20 protein-coding genes are annotated in these 21,858 nt (G+C 56.0%); 14 read left to right on the plus strand and 6 right to left on the minus strand.

Annotated features, from left to right (window positions below; all coding sequences use genetic code 11):
• The first annotated feature begins 159 nt into the window (after positions 1 to 159).
• Together norV and norW are read left to right on the plus strand one after the other, a co-directional pair.
• Entirely contained in the window at positions 160 to 1,608 is a 1,449-nt protein-coding gene (norV, locus tag B3X29_RS12705) for an anaerobic nitric oxide reductase flavorubredoxin (RefSeq protein WP_159339784.1), read from the plus strand.
• Positions 1,605 to 2,738 (plus strand): NADH:flavorubredoxin reductase NorW, encoded by a 1,134-nt coding sequence (gene norW, locus B3X29_RS12710; RefSeq protein ID WP_159339785.1) that lies wholly within the window; start codon positions 1,605 to 1,607, stop codon positions 2,736 to 2,738. The genes norV and norW overlap by 4 nt, the downstream gene beginning before the upstream one ends.
• 351 nt (positions 2,739 to 3,089) lie before the next feature.
• Here the strand turns inward: norW and B3X29_RS12715 are convergent, their stop codons facing one another.
• Positions 3,090 to 4,103: a LacI family DNA-binding transcriptional regulator gene (locus tag B3X29_RS12715; RefSeq protein WP_103180895.1), complete on the minus strand. Its 1,014-nt coding sequence runs from the start codon at positions 4,101 to 4,103 to the stop codon at positions 3,090 to 3,092.
• Between the two features lie 244 nt (positions 4,104 to 4,347).
• Here B3X29_RS12715 and ascF point away from each other — a divergent pair, with 244 nt between their 5' ends.
• The 8 genes from ascF (at position 4,348) to B3X29_RS12755 (ending at position 13,755) form a co-directional block, all read left to right on the plus strand.
• Positions 4,348 to 5,799, plus strand: a complete 1,452-nt coding sequence (ascF, locus tag B3X29_RS12720) for a PTS cellobiose/arbutin/salicin transporter subunit IIBC (RefSeq protein ID WP_290554552.1) — start codon at positions 4,348 to 4,350, stop codon at positions 5,797 to 5,799.
• Positions 5,800 to 5,817: 18 nt separating this feature from the next.
• Positions 5,818 to 7,242, plus strand: coding sequence for a 6-phospho-beta-glucosidase (locus tag B3X29_RS12725; RefSeq protein WP_103180897.1), 1,425 nt, complete (start codon positions 5,818 to 5,820; stop codon positions 7,240 to 7,242).
• A gap of 193 nt (positions 7,243 to 7,435) precedes the next feature.
• The gene (locus B3X29_RS12730) at positions 7,436 to 8,434 is read left to right on the plus strand and encodes an ABC transporter substrate-binding protein (RefSeq protein ID WP_103180898.1); all 999 of its coding nucleotides are present in this window, start codon (positions 7,436 to 7,438) and stop codon (positions 8,432 to 8,434) included.
• Positions 8,434 to 9,471 (plus strand): FecCD family ABC transporter permease, encoded by a 1,038-nt coding sequence (locus B3X29_RS12735; protein ID WP_156655155.1) that lies wholly within the window; start codon positions 8,434 to 8,436, stop codon positions 9,469 to 9,471. Before B3X29_RS12730 ends, B3X29_RS12735 begins: the two co-directional genes overlap by 1 nt.
• A complete protein-coding gene (locus B3X29_RS12740; protein ID WP_103180900.1) occupies positions 9,471 to 10,232 on the plus strand; it encodes an ABC transporter ATP-binding protein in 762 nt (253 codons plus the stop codon). Before B3X29_RS12735 ends, B3X29_RS12740 begins: the two co-directional genes overlap by 1 nt.
• A gap of 13 nt (positions 10,233 to 10,245) precedes the next feature.
• Entirely contained in the window at positions 10,246 to 11,478 is a 1,233-nt protein-coding gene (locus B3X29_RS12745) for an MDR family MFS transporter (protein ID WP_159339787.1), read from the plus strand.
• Between the two features lie 451 nt (positions 11,479 to 11,929).
• Positions 11,930 to 12,988 carry a bifunctional transcriptional activator/DNA repair enzyme AdaA gene (locus tag B3X29_RS12750; protein ID WP_236560466.1) on the plus strand — a complete coding sequence of 353 codons (1,059 nt, stop codon included), beginning with the start codon at positions 11,930 to 11,932 and terminating at the stop codon, positions 12,986 to 12,988.
• A gap of 8 nt (positions 12,989 to 12,996) precedes the next feature.
• Positions 12,997 to 13,755: an isocitrate lyase/PEP mutase family protein gene (locus B3X29_RS12755; RefSeq protein WP_159339788.1), complete on the plus strand. Its 759-nt coding sequence runs from the start codon at positions 12,997 to 12,999 to the stop codon at positions 13,753 to 13,755.
• A gap of 217 nt (positions 13,756 to 13,972) precedes the next feature.
• Here the strand turns inward: B3X29_RS12755 and B3X29_RS12760 are convergent, their stop codons facing one another.
• A complete protein-coding gene (locus B3X29_RS12760; RefSeq protein WP_103822686.1) occupies positions 13,973 to 14,317 on the minus strand; it encodes a nitrous oxide-stimulated promoter family protein in 345 nt (114 codons plus the stop codon).
• A 189-nt stretch (positions 14,318 to 14,506) separates the two neighbouring features.
• Here B3X29_RS12760 and B3X29_RS12765 point away from each other — a divergent pair, with 189 nt between their 5' ends.
• Positions 14,507 to 14,737: a SymE family type I addiction module toxin gene (locus B3X29_RS12765; protein WP_159339789.1), complete on the plus strand. Its 231-nt coding sequence runs from the start codon at positions 14,507 to 14,509 to the stop codon at positions 14,735 to 14,737.
• A gap of 113 nt (positions 14,738 to 14,850) precedes the next feature.
• Positions 14,851 to 17,412: a DNA mismatch repair protein MutS gene (mutS, locus tag B3X29_RS12770; protein WP_159339790.1), complete on the plus strand. Its 2,562-nt coding sequence runs from the start codon at positions 14,851 to 14,853 to the stop codon at positions 17,410 to 17,412.
• A 153-nt stretch (positions 17,413 to 17,565) separates the two neighbouring features.
• Here mutS and B3X29_RS12775 read toward each other — a convergent pair whose 3' ends face one another.
• The 3 genes from B3X29_RS12775 to B3X29_RS12785 are packed head-to-tail and all read right to left on the minus strand — an operon-like array spanning position 17,566 to position 19,835.
• Positions 17,566 to 17,805, minus strand: coding sequence for a non-oxidative hydroxyarylic acid decarboxylases subunit D (locus B3X29_RS12775; protein WP_114316919.1), 240 nt, complete (start codon positions 17,803 to 17,805; stop codon positions 17,566 to 17,568).
• Positions 17,806 to 17,815: 10 nt separating this feature from the next.
• Positions 17,816 to 19,216 carry a non-oxidative hydroxyarylic acid decarboxylases subunit C gene (locus B3X29_RS12780; RefSeq protein ID WP_236560471.1) on the minus strand — a complete coding sequence of 467 codons (1,401 nt, stop codon included), beginning with the start codon at positions 19,214 to 19,216 and terminating at the stop codon, positions 17,816 to 17,818.
• Between the two features lie 16 nt (positions 19,217 to 19,232).
• On the minus strand, positions 19,233 to 19,835 hold the full coding sequence (locus tag B3X29_RS12785; RefSeq protein ID WP_103180908.1) for a non-oxidative hydroxyarylic acid decarboxylases subunit B: 603 nt from the start codon (positions 19,833 to 19,835) through the stop codon (positions 19,233 to 19,235).
• 172 nt (positions 19,836 to 20,007) lie between these two features.
• Here B3X29_RS12785 and B3X29_RS12790 point away from each other — a divergent pair, with 172 nt between their 5' ends.
• Positions 20,008 to 20,424 (plus strand): MarR family winged helix-turn-helix transcriptional regulator, encoded by a 417-nt coding sequence (locus B3X29_RS12790; protein WP_159339791.1) that lies wholly within the window; start codon positions 20,008 to 20,010, stop codon positions 20,422 to 20,424.
• On the plus strand, positions 20,421 to 20,798 hold the full coding sequence (locus tag B3X29_RS12795; protein WP_103180910.1) for a DUF4440 domain-containing protein: 378 nt from the start codon (positions 20,421 to 20,423) through the stop codon (positions 20,796 to 20,798). The genes B3X29_RS12790 and B3X29_RS12795 overlap by 4 nt, the downstream gene beginning before the upstream one ends.
• 51 nt (positions 20,799 to 20,849) lie before the next feature.
• On the opposite strand, the gene rpoS is transcribed toward B3X29_RS12795, so the two are convergent.
• Entirely contained in the window at positions 20,850 to 21,842 is a 993-nt protein-coding gene (gene rpoS / locus B3X29_RS12800; protein WP_103180911.1) for an RNA polymerase sigma factor RpoS, read from the minus strand.
• Positions 21,843 to 21,858 lie beyond the last annotated feature (16 nt).

The raw sequence follows: 21,858 nt of genomic DNA on the forward strand, positions 1-21,858 counted from the left end.
AGTGTCATATTGACTATAACAAACACAGTCAAATTGACTACCATAAGAGTGCAGTTATTTTTAAAACCATTAAAAATTAATAACTTAAAAAGTTGGCACGCACCCTGCAATAGGCATGACATCTTTCATTTAATTGCGCTGTATTAAGTTGAGGTTGCTATGTCTATTCTGGTTAAAAACAATATTCATTGGGTTGGTCAACGTGACTGGGAAGTACGTGATTTTCACGGAACGGAGTACAAAACGCTGCGCGGCAGCAGCTATAACAGCTATCTCATCCGGGAAGAGAAAAACGTCCTGATCGATACCGTCGATCATAAATTCAGCCGCGAGTTCGTGCAGAACCTGCGCAGTGAAATCGACCTGGCCGATATCGACTACATCATCATTAACCATGCGGAAGAGGACCATGCCGGGGCGCTGACCGAGCTGATGTCCTGCATCCCGGACACCCCGATCTACTGCACCGCCAACGCCATCGACTCCATCACCGGCCATCACCACCATCCGGAGTGGAACTTCAACGTGGTGAAAACCGGCGACTCTCTGGATATCGGCAACGGCAAACAGCTGATCTTCGTGGAAACCCCGATGCTGCACTGGCCGGACAGCATGATGACCTACATGACCGGCGACGCGGTGCTCTTCAGTAACGACGCCTTCGGCCAGCACTACTGCGACGAACGTCTGTTCAATGACGAAGTGGATCAGGCCGAACTCTTTGAGCAGTGCCAGCGCTACTACGCCAACATCCTCACCCCGTTCAGCCGTCTGGTGACGCCAAAAATCACCGAGATCCTCGGCTTTAACCTGCCGGTGGATATGATTGCCACCTCTCACGGTGTGGTATGGCGTGATAACCCTACGCAGATCGTCGAGCTGTACCTGAAATGGGCGGCGGATTATCAGGAAGACCGCATCACCATTTTCTACGACACCATGTCCAACAATACCCGCATGATGGCCGACGCCATCGCCCAGGGCATTAATGAAGTTGACCCGAACGTGGCGGTGAAAATCTTTAACGTCGCCCGCAGCGATAAAAACGACATTCTCACGAACGTCTTCCGCTCAAAAGGCGTGCTGGTGGGTACCTCCACCATGAACAACGTGATGATGCCGAAAATTGCCGGCCTGGTGGAAGAGATGACCGGCCTGCGCTTCCGTAACAAACGTGCCAGCGCCTTCGGCTCTCACGGCTGGAGTGGCGGCGCGGTAGACCGTCTCTCCACCCGTTTGCAGGACGCAGGCTTTGAAATGTCGATGAGCCTGAAGGCGAAATGGCGCCCGGATCTCGATGCGCTGGAAGTCTGCCGTCAGCATGGTCGCGATATTGCCCGTCAGTGGGCGCTCGCTCCGCTGCCTGAAGCCAGCGTGAAACCTGCCGCTCAGGCGGAAGAAAGCGCCAGCGTCGAAGAGACCACCGCCGACCTCGGCCCCTGCATGCAGTGCAGCGTCTGCCAGTGGATCTACGATCCGACCCTCGGCGAGCCGCTGCAGGACGTCGCGCCAGGTACCCCGTGGAGCGACGTGCCGGACAATTTCCTCTGCCCGGAATGTTCCCTTGGTAAAGATGTATTTGAAGAACTGGCATCGGAGGCAAAATGAGCCACGGTATCGTCATCATCGGCTCGGGCTTCGCCGCCCGCCAGCTGGTGAAAAACATCCGTAAACAGGATGCGAACGTCCCGCTGACGCTTATTGCAGCGGACAGCATGGATGAGTACAACAAGCCAGACTTAAGCCACGTTATCAGTCACCGCCAGCAGGCCGACGACCTCACCCGCCAGACGGCGGGAGAGTTTGCCGAACAGTTTAACCTGCGCCTGTTTCCCTACACCTGGGTCACCGACATCGACGCCGCCGCCCACGTGGTCAAAGGGAAAGACAAGCAGTGGTCCTATGACAAACTGGTGCTGGCAACCGGAGCCTCGGCCTTTGTGCCGCCGGTTGCAGGCCGCGAGCTGATGCTGACCCTGAACAGCCAGACGGAGTACCGGGCCTGCGAAAGCACGTTGCGTGACGCCCGACGGGTGATGATTGTTGGCGCAGGTCTTATCGGCAGCGAACTGGCGATGGATTTTTGCCGGGCCGGGAAAGAGGTCACCCTGGTTGACCATTCCGCCAGCATTCTCTCCGCGCTGATGCCCGCCGAAGTGAGCAGTCGCTTACAACACCGGCTGACCGATATGGGGGTGCATCTGCTGCTGAAATCCCAGCTGCAAAGCCTGACCCAAACCGATACCGGGATCTGCGCCCTGCTGGATCGGGATCGCTGCCTTGAAGTCGATGTGGTGATTGCCGCCACCGGCCTGCGCCCGGAAATCGGGCTGGCGCAGCGGGCCGGTGCAGAAACAGATCGCGGGGTAAAGGTCGACAGCTATCTGCAAACCACCCGGCCCGATATTTATGCTCTGGGCGACTGCGCCGAAATTAACGGTCAGGTACTGCCGTTCCTGCAGCCGATCCAGTTAAGCGCCATGTATCTGGCGAAGAATCTGCTCGGGGCCAGTACGCCACTGAAACTGCCTGCGATGCTGGTGAAGGTCAAAACGCCGGAACTGCCGCTGCACCTGGCAGGCGAAACCCAGCGCCAGGATTTGAACTGGCAGATCGCCATCGAAGCCCAGGGGATGGTGGCGAAAGGGGCCGACAACGAGGGCAATCTGCGCGCCTTTGTGGTCAGCGAAGATCGTATGAAGGAGGCCTTCGCCCTGCTGAAAGCCTTACCCGTTTAACCCTCAAACTCTTGTTCTACTCGTTGTATGCTTGTCACTCTTTGCCTTTCGCAGCCCCGGTGCCCCGGGGCTTTTTTAATGCGGAACAGCGATGAAACCGCGTCAGGTTTTAAGCCTGTTTTCCGGCCTACACTGTTGCGCTACTCCTTCACAGGAGACGACACATGGCAAACTTCACCCAGGAAATAACCTGGCTTGCCGCCTGGTTCAGACAGGTCAGGAAGCATGAACCTCTTTTTTCGCTGGCGCTGTCTCAGCCCATCACCGCTCAACGCCCTGGAAAACGTGCAGGATATGGCGCTGACCGCGGGCGGCCGACTCGGCTTTACTTGTGCCTGGCTGCCCTATAAATCAGTGGTGCGGGCCGGGGATGACGGAATCACGCAGCATCAACTCTCCGGCGAAGGTCTGCCGGAAGGTGAAGTCCCCACCATCGAGCATAAAGATCAGACGGCTGATGGTCTCTTTCACCATCTCTGTCACCGGTACGCGCACGCTGGAGAGGGAGGGTACCACGTAGGGCGCCATCGCAATGTCATCGAAACCCACTACCGACACCGCCTCCGGCACGGCGACCCCGCTGTCGTGAAGCTGCTTGATGGCACCGATCGCCATATCGTCGTTACTCGCCACCAGCGCGGTAAAATGCTCGCCGCGCGCCAGCAGCGTCGCCACCCCTGCCGCGCCGCTGGCCGGGTGCCATTTACCCTCGACAATCAGCGACTCACGCAGCGGAATGCGGTGCGCAGCAAGGGCCTCTTTGTAGCCGGAAAGGCGTTCGATCCCGGTGGGGGAATCGAGCGATCCGGTGATAAACGCGATATCGCGGTGGCCCTGCTCGATAAGGGTCGATACCGCCGCCTGGCTGGAGGCTTTATGATCTGACCAGACGCAGTGGCTGCTGTTTTTACGCAGGCGGCGGTTAAGCACGATCACCGGCTGGGCGTGTTTCTGGATGATCTCGTCCATCTCATCAACGCTGAGAAAACGCGGGTAGATGATGATCGCATCGCAGCGCATATCCAGCAGGTACTGAATCGCCTCGCGCTCCTCATCGGCGCTGTGCTTACCGTCGGCGAGGATCAGCTGACGTCCCTTCTCTTCGGTCATTCTGGCGGCATGGAACAGCAGCTCGCTGAAATAGACCCCGTGGTAGAGGGTGTTGGTCACCACCAGCCCAAGGGTTTGCGTGCTTTTGGTCGCCAGGTTACGCGCCAGTAAATTAGGCCGATACCCGCTCTCTTCAATCGCCTGAAAAACCTTGTCTTTTGTCTCCTGGCTCACGTAGCCATTGCCCGAAAGCACCCGGGAAACCGTCGCTTTCGAGACCCCTGCCCGCTTCGCCACTTCCAGCATCGTGGTCATGCATCTGTTCCGTCTTAATCCCGTGAGCGGCAGTGTACTGCACCGCGTGAAAATTGTCGCAGCGTCTGTCACACGCTTTTTAACACGCCAGGTGATCGCCATCACGAATTTAAAAAATGGCTAAAACGTGATCTTGTTAGATTCCAGGAAACTCTTCATGATTTTGTGGAACCGGTTTCCTATATAAGTTTCATCGCTCACCCCGATGAAGACGTACCTTACTGATAAAACAGGATACAACCCGATGGCCAAAAATTATGCTGCGCTGGCGAATGCCGTTGTCAGCGCGCTCGGCGGCAAAGAGAATATCGTCGCGGTCACCCATTGCATGACCCGTCTGCGCTTCGTGGCAAAAGACGAAAGCCTGATCGACAGCGCGACGCTGAAAAGCATCAGCGGCGTGCTGGGCGTCGTGCGCAACGACAACCAGTGCCAGGTGATCATCGGCAATACCGTTTCCCAGGCGTACCGCGAGGTGGTCAACCTGCTGCCCGCCAACATGCAGCCTGCCGCGCCCCAGGGGCCGCAAAAGCTGACCCTGAAACGCATTGGCGCGGGCATTCTTGATGCCCTGATCGGCACCATGTCACCGCTGATCCCGGCGATCATCGGCGGGTCGATGGTCAAGCTGCTGGCGATGATCCTTGAGATGAGCGGCGTGCTGACCAAAGGCGATCCGACGCTGACGATCCTGACCGTCATCGGCGACGGCGCGTTCTTCTTCCTGCCGCTGATGGTGGCCGCCTCTGCGGCGGTGAAATTCAAAACCAACATGTCGCTGGCGATCGCCATTGCGGGCGTGCTGGTCCACCCGAGCTTTATTGAGCTGATGGCGAAAGCGGCGCAGGGCGAGCACGTTGAGTTCGCGTTTGTGCCGGTGACGGCGGTGAAATATACCTATACGGTGATCCCGGCGCTGGTGATGACCTGGTGCCTGTCCTATATCGAACGCTGGGTGGACAAAATCACCCCGGCGGTGACGAAAAACTTCCTCAAGCCAATGCTGATCGTGCTGATTGCCGCCCCGCTCGCCATCGTCCTGATTGGGCCGCTGGGGATCTGGATCGGTAGCGGCATCTCCGCGCTGGTTTACACCATTCACGGCTATCTGGGCTTGCTCTCCGTCGCCATCATGGGCGCGCTGTGGCCGCTGCTGGTGATGACCGGGATGCACCGCGTCTTTACGCCTACCATCATTCAGACCATTGCCGAAACGGGCAAAGAGGGGATGGTGATGCCGTCAGAAATCGGCGCCAACCTCTCCCTCGGCGGTTCGTCGCTGGCGGTCGCCTGGAAAACCAAAAACCCGGAACTGCGCCAGACGGCGCTGGCCGCGGCCGCTTCCGCCATCATGGCCGGGATCTCTGAACCGGCGCTGTATGGCGTGGCGGTTCGTCTGAAACGTCCTTTAATTGCGAGCCTGATCAGCGGCTTTATCTGCGGCGCCGTGGCCGGGATCGCCGGGCTGGCCAGCCACTCGATGGCGGCGCCGGGCCTGTTTACCAGCGTCCAGTTCTTCGACCCGGCCAACCCGATGTCCATCGTCTGGGTATTCGGAGTCATGGCCCTGGCCGTGGTGCTCTCTTTCGTGCTGACCCTGATTCTGGGCTTTGAAGATATCCCGGTAGAAGACGAAGCAGAAAAAGCACGCGCGCTGCAATCCGCACCGGTTCAGGCCAAAGCAGCACAAGCATAAATTTATAGCGAGGTAAGAATGTCAGTTTTTCCACAAGGATTTTTATGGGGCGGCGCACTGGCCGCTAACCAGAGCGAAGGCGCATACCGCGAGGGCGGCAAGGGCCTGACCACCGTCGATATGATCCCCCACGGCGCAAACCGCCTGGCGGTGAAGGTCGGCAAGGAAAAACGCTTTTCGCTGCGTGACGACGAGTTCTATCCCAGCCACGACGCGATCGATTTTTACCATCGCTATAAAGAAGATATCGCCTTAATGGCCGAGATGGGCTTCACGGTATTCCGTACCTCCATTGCCTGGAGCCGCCTCTATCCGAACGGCGACGAACCGCTGCCTAATAAAGAAGGGATTGCCTTTTACCGGGCCGTGTTCGAGGAGTGTAAAAAGTACAATATCGAACCGCTGGTAACCCTCTGCCACTTTGACGTGCCGATGCATCTGGTGACCGAGTATGGCTCCTGGCGCAACCGCAAGATGGTCGATTTTTTCGCCCGCTACGCCCGCACCTGCTTCGAAGAATTTAACGGGCTGGTGAAATACTGGCTCACCTTCAACGAGATCAACATCATGCTGCACAGCCCCTTCTCCGGTGCCGGGCTGGTGTTTGAGGAAGGTGAAAATGAGGATCAGGTGAAGTATCAGGCCGCCCACCATGAACTGGTTGCCAGCGCGCTGGCAACCAAAATTGCCCACGAGGTGAACCCACAAAACCAGGTGGGCTGCATGCTGGCGGGCGGTAACTTCTACCCCTACTCCTGCAAACCGGAAGATGTGTGGACGGCATTAGAAAAAGATCGTGAGAACCTGTTCTTTATCGACGTCCAGGCCCGTGGCCGCTACCCGGCCTACTCTGCTCGCGTGTTCCGCGAAAAGGGGGTGGTGATTGTCAAAGATCCGGGTGATGACGCACTGCTGACAAACACCGTCGATTTTGTCTCATTCAGCTATTACGCCTCGCGCTGCGCCTCGGCGGATATGAATGCCAACAACACCAGCGCGGCCAATATCGTGAAATCCCTGCGTAACCCGCATATTGACGTCAGCGAGTGGGGCTGGGGCATCGACCCGCTGGGCTTGCGCATTACCATGAACATGATGTACGACCGCTACCAGAAGCCCCTGTTCCTGGTGGAGAACGGCTTAGGCGCGAAGGATGAGATGGACGCCAACGGTGAGATTAACGACGACTACCGCATCAGCTACCTGCGGGAGCATATCCGCGCGATGGGCGACGCCATTGAAGATGGCATTCCGCTGATGGGCTACACCAGCTGGGGCTGCATCGATCTGGTTGCCGCCTCCACCGGCGAGATGAGCAAGCGCTACGGCTTTATCTATGTCGATCGCGATGATGCCGGCAACGGCACCCTCGAACGCAAACGCAAAAAATCGTTCTGGTGGTACAAGAAAGTGATTGCCAGCAACGGTGCAGATTTAGATTAAACCCCCTTCGCCGGGCGGCGCTACGCTTGCCCGGCCTACAAATCCCCTATGAAATCCAATAATTTCATGACGTTATTATCGTTCATTGACACCGTGAATATATCATTGTATAAAACCCCGCCATAATAAATGATATTCATTCTCAGCCATGCTCCCGGGCTGTCATCAATAAATTAATGAAGGATAGCGTTTCATGAAAAAGATCATCAGTGCATTAGGCTTGCTGATCGCGACAGCCGGTTCTGCTTTTGCAACCACCTACCCTCTGACGATCGAGAACTGCGGCTATAAAGAGACCTTCACCAAAGCGCCAGAGCGCGTGGTGGCACTGGGCCAGAACACCGTAGAAATTCTCTTACTGCTGGGCCTGCAGGATAAGGTTGCCGCCAGCGCCTTCTGGCCGACCAAAGTGCTGCCTGAACTCGCTGAAAAGAATGAAAAAGTTAAATTGCTGACCGTTGAGATCCCGACGCTGGAGTCTATCCTTGCGCAAAACCCGGACTTCGTTCCGGCCCAGCTGCCGCTGCTACTGGGGCCAGAGAGTAAAGTCGCCAAACGCGAAGATCTGGCCACCGTCGGCGTCAACAGCTACATGTCGCCGGGCATGTGCGCCACCAAAAAAGATATCGGCGATATGTACGGCAGCCGCCAGAAGCTCTGGGATATGACCTTCCTGTATAAAGAGATTGAAGATTTCGCCAAAATCTTTAACGTCGAAGATCGCGGCCAGGCGTTGATTGCCGATTTCAAAAAGCGTGAAGCCGACCTGCGGGCTGAGTTCAGCAAAAACAAGAAAGACCTCTCATTTGTCTTCTGGTTCTCCAGCTCCTCCCCCTCTTCTGACGCCTACGTCGGCGGTAAAAACAGCGCCTCCGGCTTTATTGCTAACGTGCTGGGTGGCCACAACGCCATCACCTCTGAAACGGAATGGCCGACCGTCGGCTGGGAAAGCATTATCGCGGCCAACCCGGACGTGATCGTGGTCTCCAGCCTCGACCGCAACCGCTGGGCGCTGGATAACGCCGAGGAAAAAATCAAATTCCTGAAAAGCGATCCCGCCGTCAGCCAGCTCGACGCGGTGAAAAAAGGCCACATCGTGGTGATGGACGGCCAGGCGATGAACCCGACCATCCGCACCCTTTACGGCGCGGAGCAGATTGGTGAACAGCTCAGAAAAATGGAACTGAATTAATGACCGCGGTAGTACAACAGACCCGCCTGAGCTGGCTGTTGCCAGCTTCGGGTTTCCTGGCGGTGGTCGCGCTGCTGCTGGTTATCGCTTTTGGCGTCAGCGTGGGGGAGTTGTCGATCCCCCTGCAGAGCGTGTTCTACGCCATTACCAATAAAATGGGCTTAACCGAGGTGCCGCTCAATCGCATCTATGAGAGCGTGATCTGGGACTTTCGCCTGAGCCGGGCGCTGGTGGCGGCCTGCTGCGGTGCGGGTCTGGCTATCTGCGGCGCGGTGCTGCAAAGCCTGCTGAAAAACGCCCTCGCCGAACCCTACGTCCTGGGGGTCTCCGCAGGGGCGTCAACCGGGGCGGTCTCCGTGGTCGTGCTGGGCATTGGCAGCGGTACCGTGACGCTTTCCGCCGGGGCCTTCGCCGGCGCGTTTACCGCCTTCGCGTTTGTGGCCCTGCTGACGAACGGTGCCCGCGGCGGCAGTGAACGCACCATCCTTGCCGGGGTTGCCGCCTCGCAACTGTTTAACGCCATCACCGCCTGGACCGTCAGCACCTCGGCCAGCGCCCAGCAGGCGCGCGACGTGATGTTCTGGCTGCTGGGCAGCTTTAGCGGCGTGAGATGGCCCGAGTTCCAGATGGTGCTGGTCGCGGTGCTGGTCGGTCTGGCTGTCTGCCTCTGGTACGCCCGGGCGCTCGACGCCTTCACCTTTGGCGATGATGCCGCCGCCTCGCTGGGGATCGCCGTCCCTTGGGTGCGGCTGATCCTGTTCATCGTTACCGCACTGATGACCGCCACCATCGTCAGCATGGCGGGTTCCATCGGCTTTGTCGGCCTGGTGGTGCCACACATGATGCGCTTCTTCTTTGGTCCGCTGCACCGCACGCTGCTTATCGCCAGCGCGCTGGCGGGTGCCATCCTGATGGTGCTGGCGGATATCGCCTCACGCCTGCTGATCGCTCCGCAAAGCCTGCCGGTGGGCGTCGTTACCGCGCTGGTGGGCGTCCCGTTCTTTGCTGTGATTATCTACCGTTCAAGGAATAAGTGATGAGCATCACTGCTGAAAATATCACCTGGAAGGTGGGTAAAAAGGTCATCGTCGACAATGTCTCGCTGGCAGTATCCCAGGGGCAGACCGTCGGCCTGCTGGGGCCAAACGGCTCCGGCAAATCCTCGCTGCTGCGGATCCTGGCCGGGTTACGTCGCCCCCATAGCGGCACCGTCGCGCTGGATGGCAAAAGCATCAGTGGCATCCCGAAAAAGCAGCTCGCCCGGCGGGTAGCCTTTGTGGAACAGCATGGCATGACCGACGCCAACATGCGCGTGCGGGATGTGGTGAAGCTGGGGCGTATTCCGCACCACTCCCCTTTCTCCGGCTGGACGGCGCAGGATGACGAAACGGTAAACCAGGCGCTGAAGACGGTGGATATGCTGCATCATAGCGAGCAGGGCTGGCTGAGCCTCTCCGGCGGCGAGCGCCAGCGGGTGCACATCGCCCGGGCGCTGGCGCAAATGCCAACCGAGATCCTGCTGGATGAACCCACTAACCACCTGGATATTCACCATCAGATGCAATTGATGCAGTTGATTAGCCAGCTGCCGGTCACCAGCATCGTCGCCATTCACGATCTTAACCACGCCTCTATGTTCTGTGATGCGCTGATCGTGATGCAAAAAGGGCGAGTTGTCGCCAGCGGTACGCCGCAGGCGATCCTGACCGAAGAGCTGCTGTGGGAGATATTCCGGGTGAAAACCCGCATTGAGCTCTCCCCCGATCATGGCAAAAAACATATTCACTTCCTCGTCTGAGGCAAAATAACAGGTGCTATCCATTCGCCCCGCGACGCAACTCTGGCCGCCCGTCTTACTGGGCAGCCAGTTTGTTTTCAATATTGGTTTTTATGCCGTCGTCCCCTTCCTGGCGATTTTTTTACGCGACGATATGCTGCTCTCCGGCGGCGTTATCGGGCTGGTGCTCGGGCTGCGGACCTTCTCCCAGCAGGGGATGTTTATCGTTGGCGGCGCTCTCTCCGACCGCTACGGCGCGCGCATCATTATTCTTTGCGGCTGCGTTGTACGGGTGGTGGGCTATCTGCTGCTGGCCTTTGGTTACAGCCTGCCGGTCATTATTGCCGGGGCGTGCCTCACCGGGATCGGGGGCGCGCTCTTCTCCCCCTCCATCGAAGCCTTACTGGCTAAAGCCGGAACCCGCAGCGAGGCGCAGGGAAAACGCAGCCGCGCCGAGTGGTTCGCCCTCTTTGCGGTATGTGGCGAGTTGGGGGCCGTCCTGGGCCCGGTCGCGGGTGCCCTGCTCACCGGCCTGGGTTTTCGTCAGGTGGCGCTGGCCGGGGCCGCGGTCTTCGTGGTGGCGCTGATAGTGCTGTTCTTCTGTTTACCTTCAGGCTCAGCAAAAAACCAGCCGCTGCATATCACCCCCTGGTGGATCACCTTTCGCCAGCCGCGGTTCGTGGCGTTTATCATCGCCTGGAGCAGCTGGCTGTTGAGCTATAACCAGCTCTATCTGGCGCTTCCGGTGGAGATCCAGCGTGCTGGCGGCAGCGAGAAAGATCTTGGCCCGCTGTTTATGCTGGCCTCGGGGCTGGTGATCCTCTTTCAGCTTCCGCTGGCGCGTTTTGCCCGTCGGGTGGGCGCGGTGCGGGTCCTGCCGGTGGGTTTTCTGCTTATCGCCGCCGCGTTTCTGAGCGTCGCGCTGTTTGCCTCTTCGCCGCCGGGCACGGGGTTACTGCGGCTGCTGCCTGCGGCCTGTTTTGTCACCCTGCTGACCACCGGGCAGATGCTGCTGGTACCGGCAGGAAAAGATGTGGTGCCATGGTTTGCCAGCGAATCGACCCTGGGTGCGCACTATGGCGCACTGGCTACCGCTGGGGGCTGTGCAGTGCTGGCGGGAAATTTACTGCTCGGCGATCTGCTCGATCGGGCGCTGACGCCATCCACCGGGGCGATCGTTCCGTGGCTGGTGTTGGCGGTATTCCCGCTGTGCAGTGCAATTGCTATGGTGGCAATCTGTCGCCCGATGCGCAGGCCGCGAGGCTAATCGGCTGACGCCACAGCATGCGCGGCCCTGCCCGGCGCATCATCTGCTCATCTTCTACATAAGACACCCATTCGCCAGATGCCCGAATAAATCGAAGGACAACATTGAATGCTACTCGGTTTAATGAAAACCAGATTCTTGATGCAGTCTCGATTGTATTCACACTATGATTACAACAAAACACAATCCAAAAAAACATTGCAATTCAATAAGATAAAAATATATCTGGTGATTATCATCACAGAATTGCATGCTTATAAAAAAATCAAATACGATTTTTTTGGTATTTATATCCGTTTAAAATTTAAATTTTATGTGAATAAACTATCCAAAAACTCATATTTAAACAAAAACTCTGTTTTACTCTTTGAACAAATAGATGCCCGTTTTTAGTCGCTCCCCTCCCCAGCATTCCATTAACATTATTGGAACACCACCCAAACGAGGCATCATGATGCTATTCGATATTCCTTCAGATGACGTTCTTTATAAGGCATTGATTGAACGGGATCCTTCCTATGAAGGCTTTGCATATGTGGGGGTCAAAAGCACAGGTATCTTCTGCAAGCTGACCTGTCCTGCCAGAAAACCCAAAAAAGAAAATTCAACCTTTTATTCATCTATAGGTTCAGCGCTGGAAGCCGGGTTCAGACCTTGCAAACGCTGTAGGCCGATGGCTATCGGACTAACTCGTGAGCCTATGATCGACAAGCTACTGGATGAGCTGGAAAGTAACACTGATAAAAAGTGGTCCGAAGGTGCCATTGCAGAAATGGGATTCGATCCGTCGACAGTCAGGCGGGCATTCAGACGTCAGTTTGGCATTACTTTTTTAGAAATTGCCCGGCAGAGAAGGATTGGGAAAAGTGTGGAGTCTCTGACTGACGGATCAAAAGTAATCGATGCACAATTAACAGCCAATTATGATTCAGGAAGCGGATTTCGTAATGCAATATCGCGGCATATCGGTGTTTCTCCCAAAAATGCTCATAATAGATTTTACCTTAAAGCAGACTGGATAGAGACCCCTATCGGAACAATGATCGCCATTGCGGATAAATACTCTCTTTATTTACTGGAATTTCTCGACAGAAATGCGCTGCCAGGCGAAATGGAAAAACTTAAAAAAATCACCAACGCCGAAATTGTTATGGGCCGCGAAGCCCCCATCGATCTCGTTGAGAAAGAGCTTAACTTATACTTCGAGGGTAGAATTTTCCATTTTAATACACCCTTAGCAGAATTTGGCACAAGATTTACAAGAGGAGTCTGGGATGCGCTGAGAAAAATTCCTATGGGCGAATTAAGAAGTTATTCAGATATTGCTAAAGAGATAGGCAATACCACGGCTTGTCGGGCAGTTGCCCGAGCTAATGGAGCAAATCAAATCTCCATTTTAATCCCATGCCATAGAGTAATTGGCGCAGACGGAACATTAACAGGATATGGTGGTGGGCTGTGGCGTAAGAAATGGTTAATCGAACATGAACGCAGAATATCCAATAACTGAGAGGCACTATGAATAAGCACATCGAATCATTTCATCTATTGCACAAAAAGGATCGCCCTCTTTTTCTCTACAATATCTGGGACGCCGGTACGGCCAAAATTCTTGCCACTAATGGCGCAGAGGCGATTGCGACCAGCAGCTGGTCCGTTGCGGAGGCGCAGGGATACCCTGACGGGCAATCCATACCTTTTGATGAGTTACTTGTAATTGTAAAAAATATTGTTAAAGCGGTAAACCTTCCAGTCACTGTCGACTTCGAAAGCGGATACGCTAAGGAATTAAAAGAGGTTTGTGAAAACTTCTCTGCGTTGATTGATGTCGGAGTCGCAGGCGTTAACTTTGAGGACCAAAATATCGCTCAGGGTGGTATATTCGGGATAGACGAACAATCTGAAAGAATAACAGCCCTGAGAAAAACAGCAGATAAAATGGGGGTTAATGTTTTCATTAATGCCAGAACAGATATTTTCTTGCAAGAAGGTGACCAGAACAAACATACCAATTTACTAGAAGCCGTCATCCACAGAGGACGTGCATATCGTGAGGCTGGTGCAAATGGATTCTTTATTCCTGGCACCACAGACCATTATTTAATAAAACAAGTTTGTTCGGCAGTCGATTTACCAGTAAACATAATGGATTTAAGTAGTATACCGGACCTTCAGGCTTACAGTAAATCTGGTGTTAAACGTGTAAGTATCGGTCCAAAGTCCTGGATTGAATGTAGTGCAGAACTAAAAGATAAAGCGATAAAAATTTATCGCTAGATTTACCTAAACCTCTTCATTCAGGAATTATTAATTTCAGTTTTCAGAATTGTATTGCCGGGGAAAGGCCAGTGATGGATATTAACTCTTTCCAGACCTGATATATCAGCAAGAAAAATGCATTCAGTCGATTTAATGATGGTCGATTGTGGACCATCTTATCTCGCCGTTAATGTGGCAATCTGTCGCCCGATGCGCAGGCCGCGCACCTGAATGGTTACTTTTTCGGGCGGTACTTTTCCGGCAGCTCGGGCACCGGGCGGCGATCGTCAATCAGATGGCGAATCGTCAGAATCGGGTGACGCCAGAGCATGCGCGGCCCCGCCCAACGCATGACCTGCTTCATCTCTTCACGCTTAGCGGGCTGGTAGCAATGGACCGGGCACTGCTTGCAGGCCGGTTTCTCTTCACCAAACACGCATTTATCCAGGCGCTTGTCGGCATACGCATTCAGCGCTGCGTAGTGTCCCGCCTCTTTAGATGCCTGCGGGCACTGCTTTTCATAGAGCGCGATCATCTTGCGGATGGTCTCTTTTTCGCGCGCGATCCGTTTTCCTGCCATAGTCTAATACCTAATAATAAGTTGTATTTATAATACCCTTTTCAGGCTGGATATTAAGCCCGATTTCATATTTTACATTTCGTTTTCTGAAGACGCTTCGCAGTTCTGCGTTTGTCTCAGGTTCATTTTACTGGCATTTTATACAGGTGTTTTTATCACCTGATCCTTGCCTGAGAAAAAGGAGTTTCTATGTCAGATATCAGCATTTCCAGACCCAGCCGCCAGCTCACCGTGGGGTATTTCAGAAAGCGCCATGAGGATCGCAAGACCAAGATCCCAACACGCTACAGCGTACACGCCGCGCTGAGTTTAAAAGGCGACTGGCTGGAAGAGGCTGGTTTTAAAACCCATTCCCGGGTGCGGGTGCTGGTGGAACAGGGAAAACTGGTGATTGAACTGGTCAATGAAGAGACGAGTTAAGGTAGTGACATTTTGCTGCGCCGGGCCATTTTTTCATGCGACAATAGCGGCAATACACGACCCTAACGTCGCCTGAACAGCACTGTTTTCAAAGAAATGGACATCATCACTCCATGACCACTACTGACAATTTCGACGCCCACACCCCCATGATGCAGCAGTACCTCAAGCTGAAAGCTCAGCATCCCGAGATCCTGCTCTTTTACCGGATGGGCGACTTTTACGAGCTGTTTTATGACGATGCGAAACGCGCCTCGCAGCTGCTCGACATCTCCCTGACCAAACGTGGCGCCTCGGCAGGTGAACCCATCCCGATGGCCGGTATTCCACATCATGCGGTAGAGAACTACCTGGCGAAGCTGGTTAACCAGGGTGAATCGGTCGCCATCTGCGAACAGATTGGCGATCCGGCCACCTCGAAAGGCCCGGTTGAGCGCAAAGTAGTGCGTATCGTCACTCCGGGCACCATCAGCGATGAAGCGCTGTTACAGGAGCGCCAGGATAACCTCCTTGCCGCCATCTGGCAGGATAGCAAAGGTTTCGGTTACGCCACGCTGGATATCAGCTCCGGGCGTTTTCGCCTGAGCGAACCGGCCGACCGCGAAACCATGGCGGCCGAACTGCAACGCACCAATCCTGCGGAGCTGCTCTATGCCGAAGATCTCGCCGAGATGGGGCTGCTTGAGGGGCGTCGCGGCCTGCGTCGCCGTCCGCTGTGGGAGTTTGAAATCGACACCGCGCGTCAACAGCTCAATCTGCAATTTGGCACTCGCGATCTGACCGGCTTTGGCGTAGAAAACGCGCCGCGCGGCCTGTGCGCCGCGGGCTGTCTGCTGCAGTACGTAAAAGATACCCAGCGCACCGCCCTGCCGCATATCCGCTCCATTACGATTGAACGCCAGCAGGACAGCATCATTATGGATGCCGCCACCCGCCGCAATCTGGAGATCACCCAGAATTTAGCCGGTGGTGTGGAGAACACCCTCGCCTCGGTGCTCGACAGCACCGTCACCCCGATGGGCAGCCGTATGCTGAAACGCTGGCTGCATATGCCGGTCCGCGATATTGCCACGCTCACCGCGCGCCAGCAGACCATTGGCGCCCTGCAGGATCGGTATAGCGACCTTCAGCCGGTATTGCGTCAGGTGGGCGATCTGGAACGTATTCTGGCACGACTGGCGCTGCGCACCGCACGCCCGCGCGATTTAGCCCGCATGCGCCATGCCTTCCAGCAACTGCCTGAACTGCGCATCCAGTTGGCGGAGATCGACAGCGCCCCGGTGCAAAAGCTGCGCGAGGCGATGGGCGAATTTAGCGAACTGCGTGAACTGCTGGAAAAGGCCATTATCGATGCCCCGCCGGTTCTGGTGCGTGACGGCGGCGTGATTGCCCCGGGGTACAACGAAGAGCTGGACGAGTGGCGCTCGCTGGCCGATGGTGCGACGGACTATCTGGATAAGCTGGAGATCCGCGAGCGTGAGCGCCTTGGGCTGGACACCCTGAAAGTGGGTTACAACGCAGTGCACGGCTACTTTATTCAGATCAGCCGTGGACAGAGCCACCTGGCTCCTATTCACTACGTGCGCCGCCAGACGCTGAAAAACGCCGAGCGCTACATTATTCCGGAGCTGAAAGAGTACGAAGACAAAGTGCTTACCTCAAAAGGCAAAGCGCTGGCGCTGGAAAAACAGCTCTATGACGCCCTGTTCGACATCCTGATGCCGCACCTTGCGGATTTGCAGCAGAGCGCCACGGCGCTGGCCGAGCTGGATGTACTGGTCAACCTGGCGGAACGTGCCGAGACGCTGAACTACTGCTGCCCAACCTTCACCGATAAGCCAGGCGTGCGCATTACCGAAGGGCGCCACCCGGTGGTGGAACAGGTACTGAACGAACCGTTTATCGCCAACCCGCTGAACCTGTCGCCGCAGCGCCGGATGCTGATTATTACCGGGCCAAACATGGGCGGTAAAAGTACCTATATGCGCCAGACGGCACTGATTGCGCTGCTGGCCTACATCGGCAGCTACGTTCCGGCGCAAAAGGTGGAGATTGGCCCTATCGACCGTATCTTTACCCGCGTGGGCGCGGCGGACGATCTGGCGAGCGGTCGCTCCACCTTTATGGTCGAGATGACCGAAACGGCAAATATCCTGCACAACGCCACGGAGTACAGCCTGGTGCTGATGGATGAGATTGGTCGCGGCACCTCCACCTACGACGGGCTCTCGCTGGCGTGGGCCTGTGCCGAAAGCCTGGCCAATAAGATCAAAGCCCTGACCCTGTTTGCCACCCACTACTTCGAGCTGACGCAACTGCCGGAGAAGATGGAGGGCGTGGCGAACGTGCATCTGGATGCGCTGGAGCACGGGGATACTATCGCCTTTATGCACAGCGTACAGGATGGCGCGGCGAGCAAAAGCTACGGTCTGGCCGTGGCGGCGCTGGCGGGCGTGCCGAAAGAGGTGATCAAGCGGGCCCGTCAGAAGCTGCGCGAACTGGAAAGCCTGGCGCCAAACGCGGCGGCTACCCAGGTAGATGGCACCCAGATGTCTCTGCTGGTCCCTGCCGAAGAGACCTCCCCGGCGCTGGAAGCACTGGAGAACCTCGACCCGGATTCTCTGACACCACGTCAGGCGCTGGAGTGGATTTATCGGTTGAAAAATCTGGTGTAAAGCTCTGCGGTCTGTATCGCCCGGTGGCGCTATCGCTTACCGGGCCTACGGAGATTTCATGCGGTTTTTACGCCCGGTGGCGTTATCGCTTACCGGGCCTACAAAAGACGCTGGATAGTAGGCCGGGTAAGGCGTAGCCGCCACCCGGCTTTTTTATCCGCGCTTATCTTCCGCCAGCAACGGAGGAATGGTCGGCACCTGCGGGGCATCGTCGATATCTTTCTGCGTCATGCGAAACGCTTCGGGATAGTGCTCGCGGCTGGTGCGGCGCAGCGGCTCGGTATCGCGCCAGGTATACAGACAGTGCTGGCACTGATACACCGTCCAGACATCTTTAACCGGCGACGTCGCCATCACCTCAATATGTTCATCGGCACAACGTGGACAAATCATTTTCCCCTCCTTATTTACGTGCGGCCAGCATCGCGGTCAGTTTTTCAGCCCAGGCTTTGGTTTCAGGCAGATCCTGTACCGGCTGGCTGTAGTGTCCACGCATATCGGGTGCAACCGGTGTGGTGGCGTCGATAATCAGTTTGTCGGTGATCCCCGCCGGACTTGAACCCGGATCCAGCTCCAGCACCGACATGTTCGGCAGCTGCACCAGATCCCCCGCGGCGTTCACCTTCGACGACAGGGCCCACATCACCTGCGGCAGGTTGAATGGATCGACATCCTCGTCCACCATGATCACCATCTTCACGTAGCCCAGGCCATGCGGCGTGGTCATCGCCCGCAGCCCCACGGCGCGGGCAAAACCGCCGTAACGTTTTTTAGTGGAGATAATTGCCAGCAGGCCGTGGGTGTACATCGCGTTCACCGCCTGCACTTCCGGGAATTCAGCTTTCAGCTGCTGGTAGAGCGGCACGCAGGTTGCCGGGCCCATCAGGTAGTCGATTTCGGTCCACGGCATCCCGAGATAGAGCGACTCAAAAATCGGTTTTGTGCGGTAAGAGACTTTATCGATGCGTACCACGGTCATGTTACGGCCACCGGAGTAGTGCCCGGTGAACTCCCCGAACGGCCCTTCGATTTCGCGTTTGCGGCCTTCAATCACCCCTTCGAGGATCACTTCCGAACCCCAGGGCACGTCAAAACCGGTCAGCGGCGCGGTGGCGATCGGATAGGGACTTTCGCGCAACGCACCCGCCATCTCATATTCTGATTGATCGTACTTGAGCGGCGTCGCCCCCATCAGGGTGATGATCGGGTCATTGCCCAGGGTGATCGCAATCGGCAGATCCTGCCCGCGCTCTTCCGCTTTATGCAGGTGCAGGGCGATGTCATGCATCGGCACCGGCTGCAGACCCAGCTTGCGTTTGCCCTTCACCTCCATGCGGTAGATGCCGACGTTCTGCTTGCCGAAGTGATCCGGGTCGAGCGGATCGCGGGAGACCACACAGGCTTTATCCAGGTAGAAACCACCGTCACCGTCGTTCAGGCGGAACAGCGGCAGAATATCGAACAGATTGATCGCGTCGCCATCCACCGTGTTCTCTGCCCAGGCCGGGTTGGCGCGACGCTCCGGCGCAACCGGGAAGTTATCCCAGCGGCGAATAAACTCGTCGATCTGCTTTTTCACTGGCGTATTCGGCGGCAGCCCCAGCGAGATGGCGTGGTTTTGCCAGGATCCGATAGTGTTCATCGTCACGCGGGCGTCGGTAAAGCCGCGGATGTTGTCAAACCAGAGCGCAGGTGCGCCATCGCCAATGCGCCCGGTGGCGTTGGCTGCCGCGGCCAGATCCGGCTCCGCATCAACCTGTTCCGTGATTTTTAGCAGTTGCCCTTGCTCATCGAGCGCCTGCAGGAAGCTTCACAAATCATCAAATGCCATGTTTATTCTCCTGGGAAAAATCTCTGGCCGCCTGTAACCCCTCCCAGCGACGGGCTTTGTTATGCGCCAGACCAAACTGATCGAGCACCCGGGTCACAATGTGTTGAGTAATGTCATCGGCGGTTTGCGGATGGTTGTAATAAGCGGGCATCGGCGGCACCATTGCCACGCCCATGCGGGAAAGCGCCAGCATATTTTCAAGATGGATAGTGCTGAGCGGCATTTCCCGCGGGACCAGCACCAGCTTGCGTCGCTCTTTTAACACCACGTCAGCGGCACGCCCCACCAGCCCTTCGGCGTAGCCTGCGCGGATGCCCGCCAGCGTTTTCATGCTGCAGGGAATGACGATCATGCCATCGGTGCGAAAGGAGCCGGATGAGATGGTTGCCCCCTGATCCGCCGGGCTGTGAACCACATCCGCCAGCCCGGCAACGTCCTGAGCGGTATACGGCGTTTCCAGTTCAATCGTTGTTTTCGCCCATTTCGACATCACCAGATGGGATTCAACTTCCGGCATGTCGCGAAGCGCCTGCAGCAGCGCCACGCCGAGCGGCGCACCGGTTGCCCCTGTCATCCCAACAATCAATCTCATGCAAAACCTCATTTAATTTGTTCGTATACGAACTTGTTGCTTACCGTACGCCCGGATCTGAACGCTGACAAGATCGTTCGCATGCGATCACACGAAATGGTAAAACGGGCTGCGTTAAATTCGCCGCTGATCGGGGCTATCATAAAGAGATCATTTTTATGCTGGAGAGTTCATGGAACTAAAACAAGAAGCGTTCCACCTGTTACGTCAGCTTTTTCAGCAACATACTGCGCGCTGGCAGCAGGCCTTACCCGAGCTGACTAAGCCGCAATACGCGGTGCTGCGTTCTATCGCGGAACATCCCGGCATTGAGCAGGTGGCGCTCACCGAAGCGGCGGTAAGCACCAAAGCTACCCTCGCGGAGATGCTGAGCCGTATGGAATTACGTGGGCTGGTGAAGCGCGAAGCCGATGCTGCAGATAAGCGCCGCCGGTTTGTATTCTTAACGCCGGAAGGCGAAGCGTTGCTCGGCAACTGTAAACCGGCAGGGAATCATGTCGATGAGGCTTTTCTGGGGCGTTTAACGGCTGAGGAGCGTCGCCAGTTTACGGAGTTGGTTCGCAAAATGATGGTAAAGGAGAGAGAATGACCCGCTATGAAACAGAAATTATTGATGCTCACATCGCATTAGAAAAGTGGTTAGGCCAGGGTGAAGGCGATTTTGCCCCCCTGCTCGCCCGTTTTCATCAGGACTTTTTGATGATTGCCCCAACCGGCGCACACCTGGATCACCCCGCGCTCGCACGTTTCCTCGAGGCGCAGCGCGGCAGCCGCCCTGGACTGAAGATCGTGATTGATGAATTAACGACGTTGCAGACCTGGGATAACGGCGCAGTGCTTCACTACCGTGAAACACAAACCCGCCCGGATCAGCCGGTGAACGTGCGCTGGTCCAGCGCCATCCTGAACCAGGAGGGAGACAACCTCACCTGGCGTCTGCTACATGAAACCGCAGCGCCTTAAGCAAAAGAAAAAGGCCAGTCGAAAGACTGGCCTTTTTTGACGAAAAGGTGCTTACTCGCGGAACAGCGCTTCGATATTCAGCCCTTGCCCCTGCAGGATTTCACGCAGGCGACGCAGACCTTCTACCTGAATCTGACGAACACGTTCACGGGTCAGGCCGATTTCACGACCGACATCTTCCAGTGTCGCAGCTTCATACCCCAGCAGACCGAAACGACGTGCCAGCACTTCACGCTGTTTGGCGTTCAGTTCGAACAACCATTTGACGATGCTCTGTTTCATATCATCGTCCTGCGTGGTGTCCTCCGGGCCGTTGTCTTTTTCATCGGCCAGGATGTCCAGCAGCGCTTTCTCGGAATCGCCACCCAGCGGGGTGTCGACAGAGGTAATACGCTCGTTGAGACGCAGCATACGGCTAACATCATCAACAGGTTTATCAAGCTGTTCGGCAATCTCTTCCGCGCTTGGCTCGTGGTCCAGCTTATGGGACAACTCGCGCGCGGTACGCAGATAAACGTTCAACTCTTTCACAATGTGAATAGGCAGTCGAATCGTACGGGTCTGGTTCATGATTGCCCGTTCGATGGTCTGTCGGATCCACCATGTCGCATAGGTTGAGAAACGGAACCCACGTTCAGGGTCAAATTTCTCTACTGCGCGGATCAGGCCCAGGTTGCCCTCTTCAATCAGATCCAGCAGAGCCAGACCACGATTGCTGTAACGACGGGCAATCTTAACCACCAGACGCAGGTTACTTTCAATCATGCGACGACGTGAAGCCACATCACCACGTAATGCCCGGCGCGCGAAGTAAACTTCTTCTTCTGCTGTTAACAGTGGGGAGTAACCAATCTCCCCAAGGTAAAGCTGAGTCGCATCCAGCACACGTTGTGTGGCACCCTGCGATAACAGCTCTTCTTCAGCTAAATCGTTATCACTGGGTTCCTCTTCTACTAAGGCTTTTTCGTCAAAAGCCTCTACTCCGTTCTCATCAAATTCCGCGTCTTCATTTAAATCATGAACTTTCAGCGTATTCTGACTCATAAAGGTGGCTCCTACC

Origin of the sequence: Leclercia sp. UBA5076 (assembly GCF_002416465.1) — a bacterium.
Taxonomy (GTDB): Bacteria; Pseudomonadota; Gammaproteobacteria; order Enterobacterales; family Enterobacteriaceae; genus Enterobacter.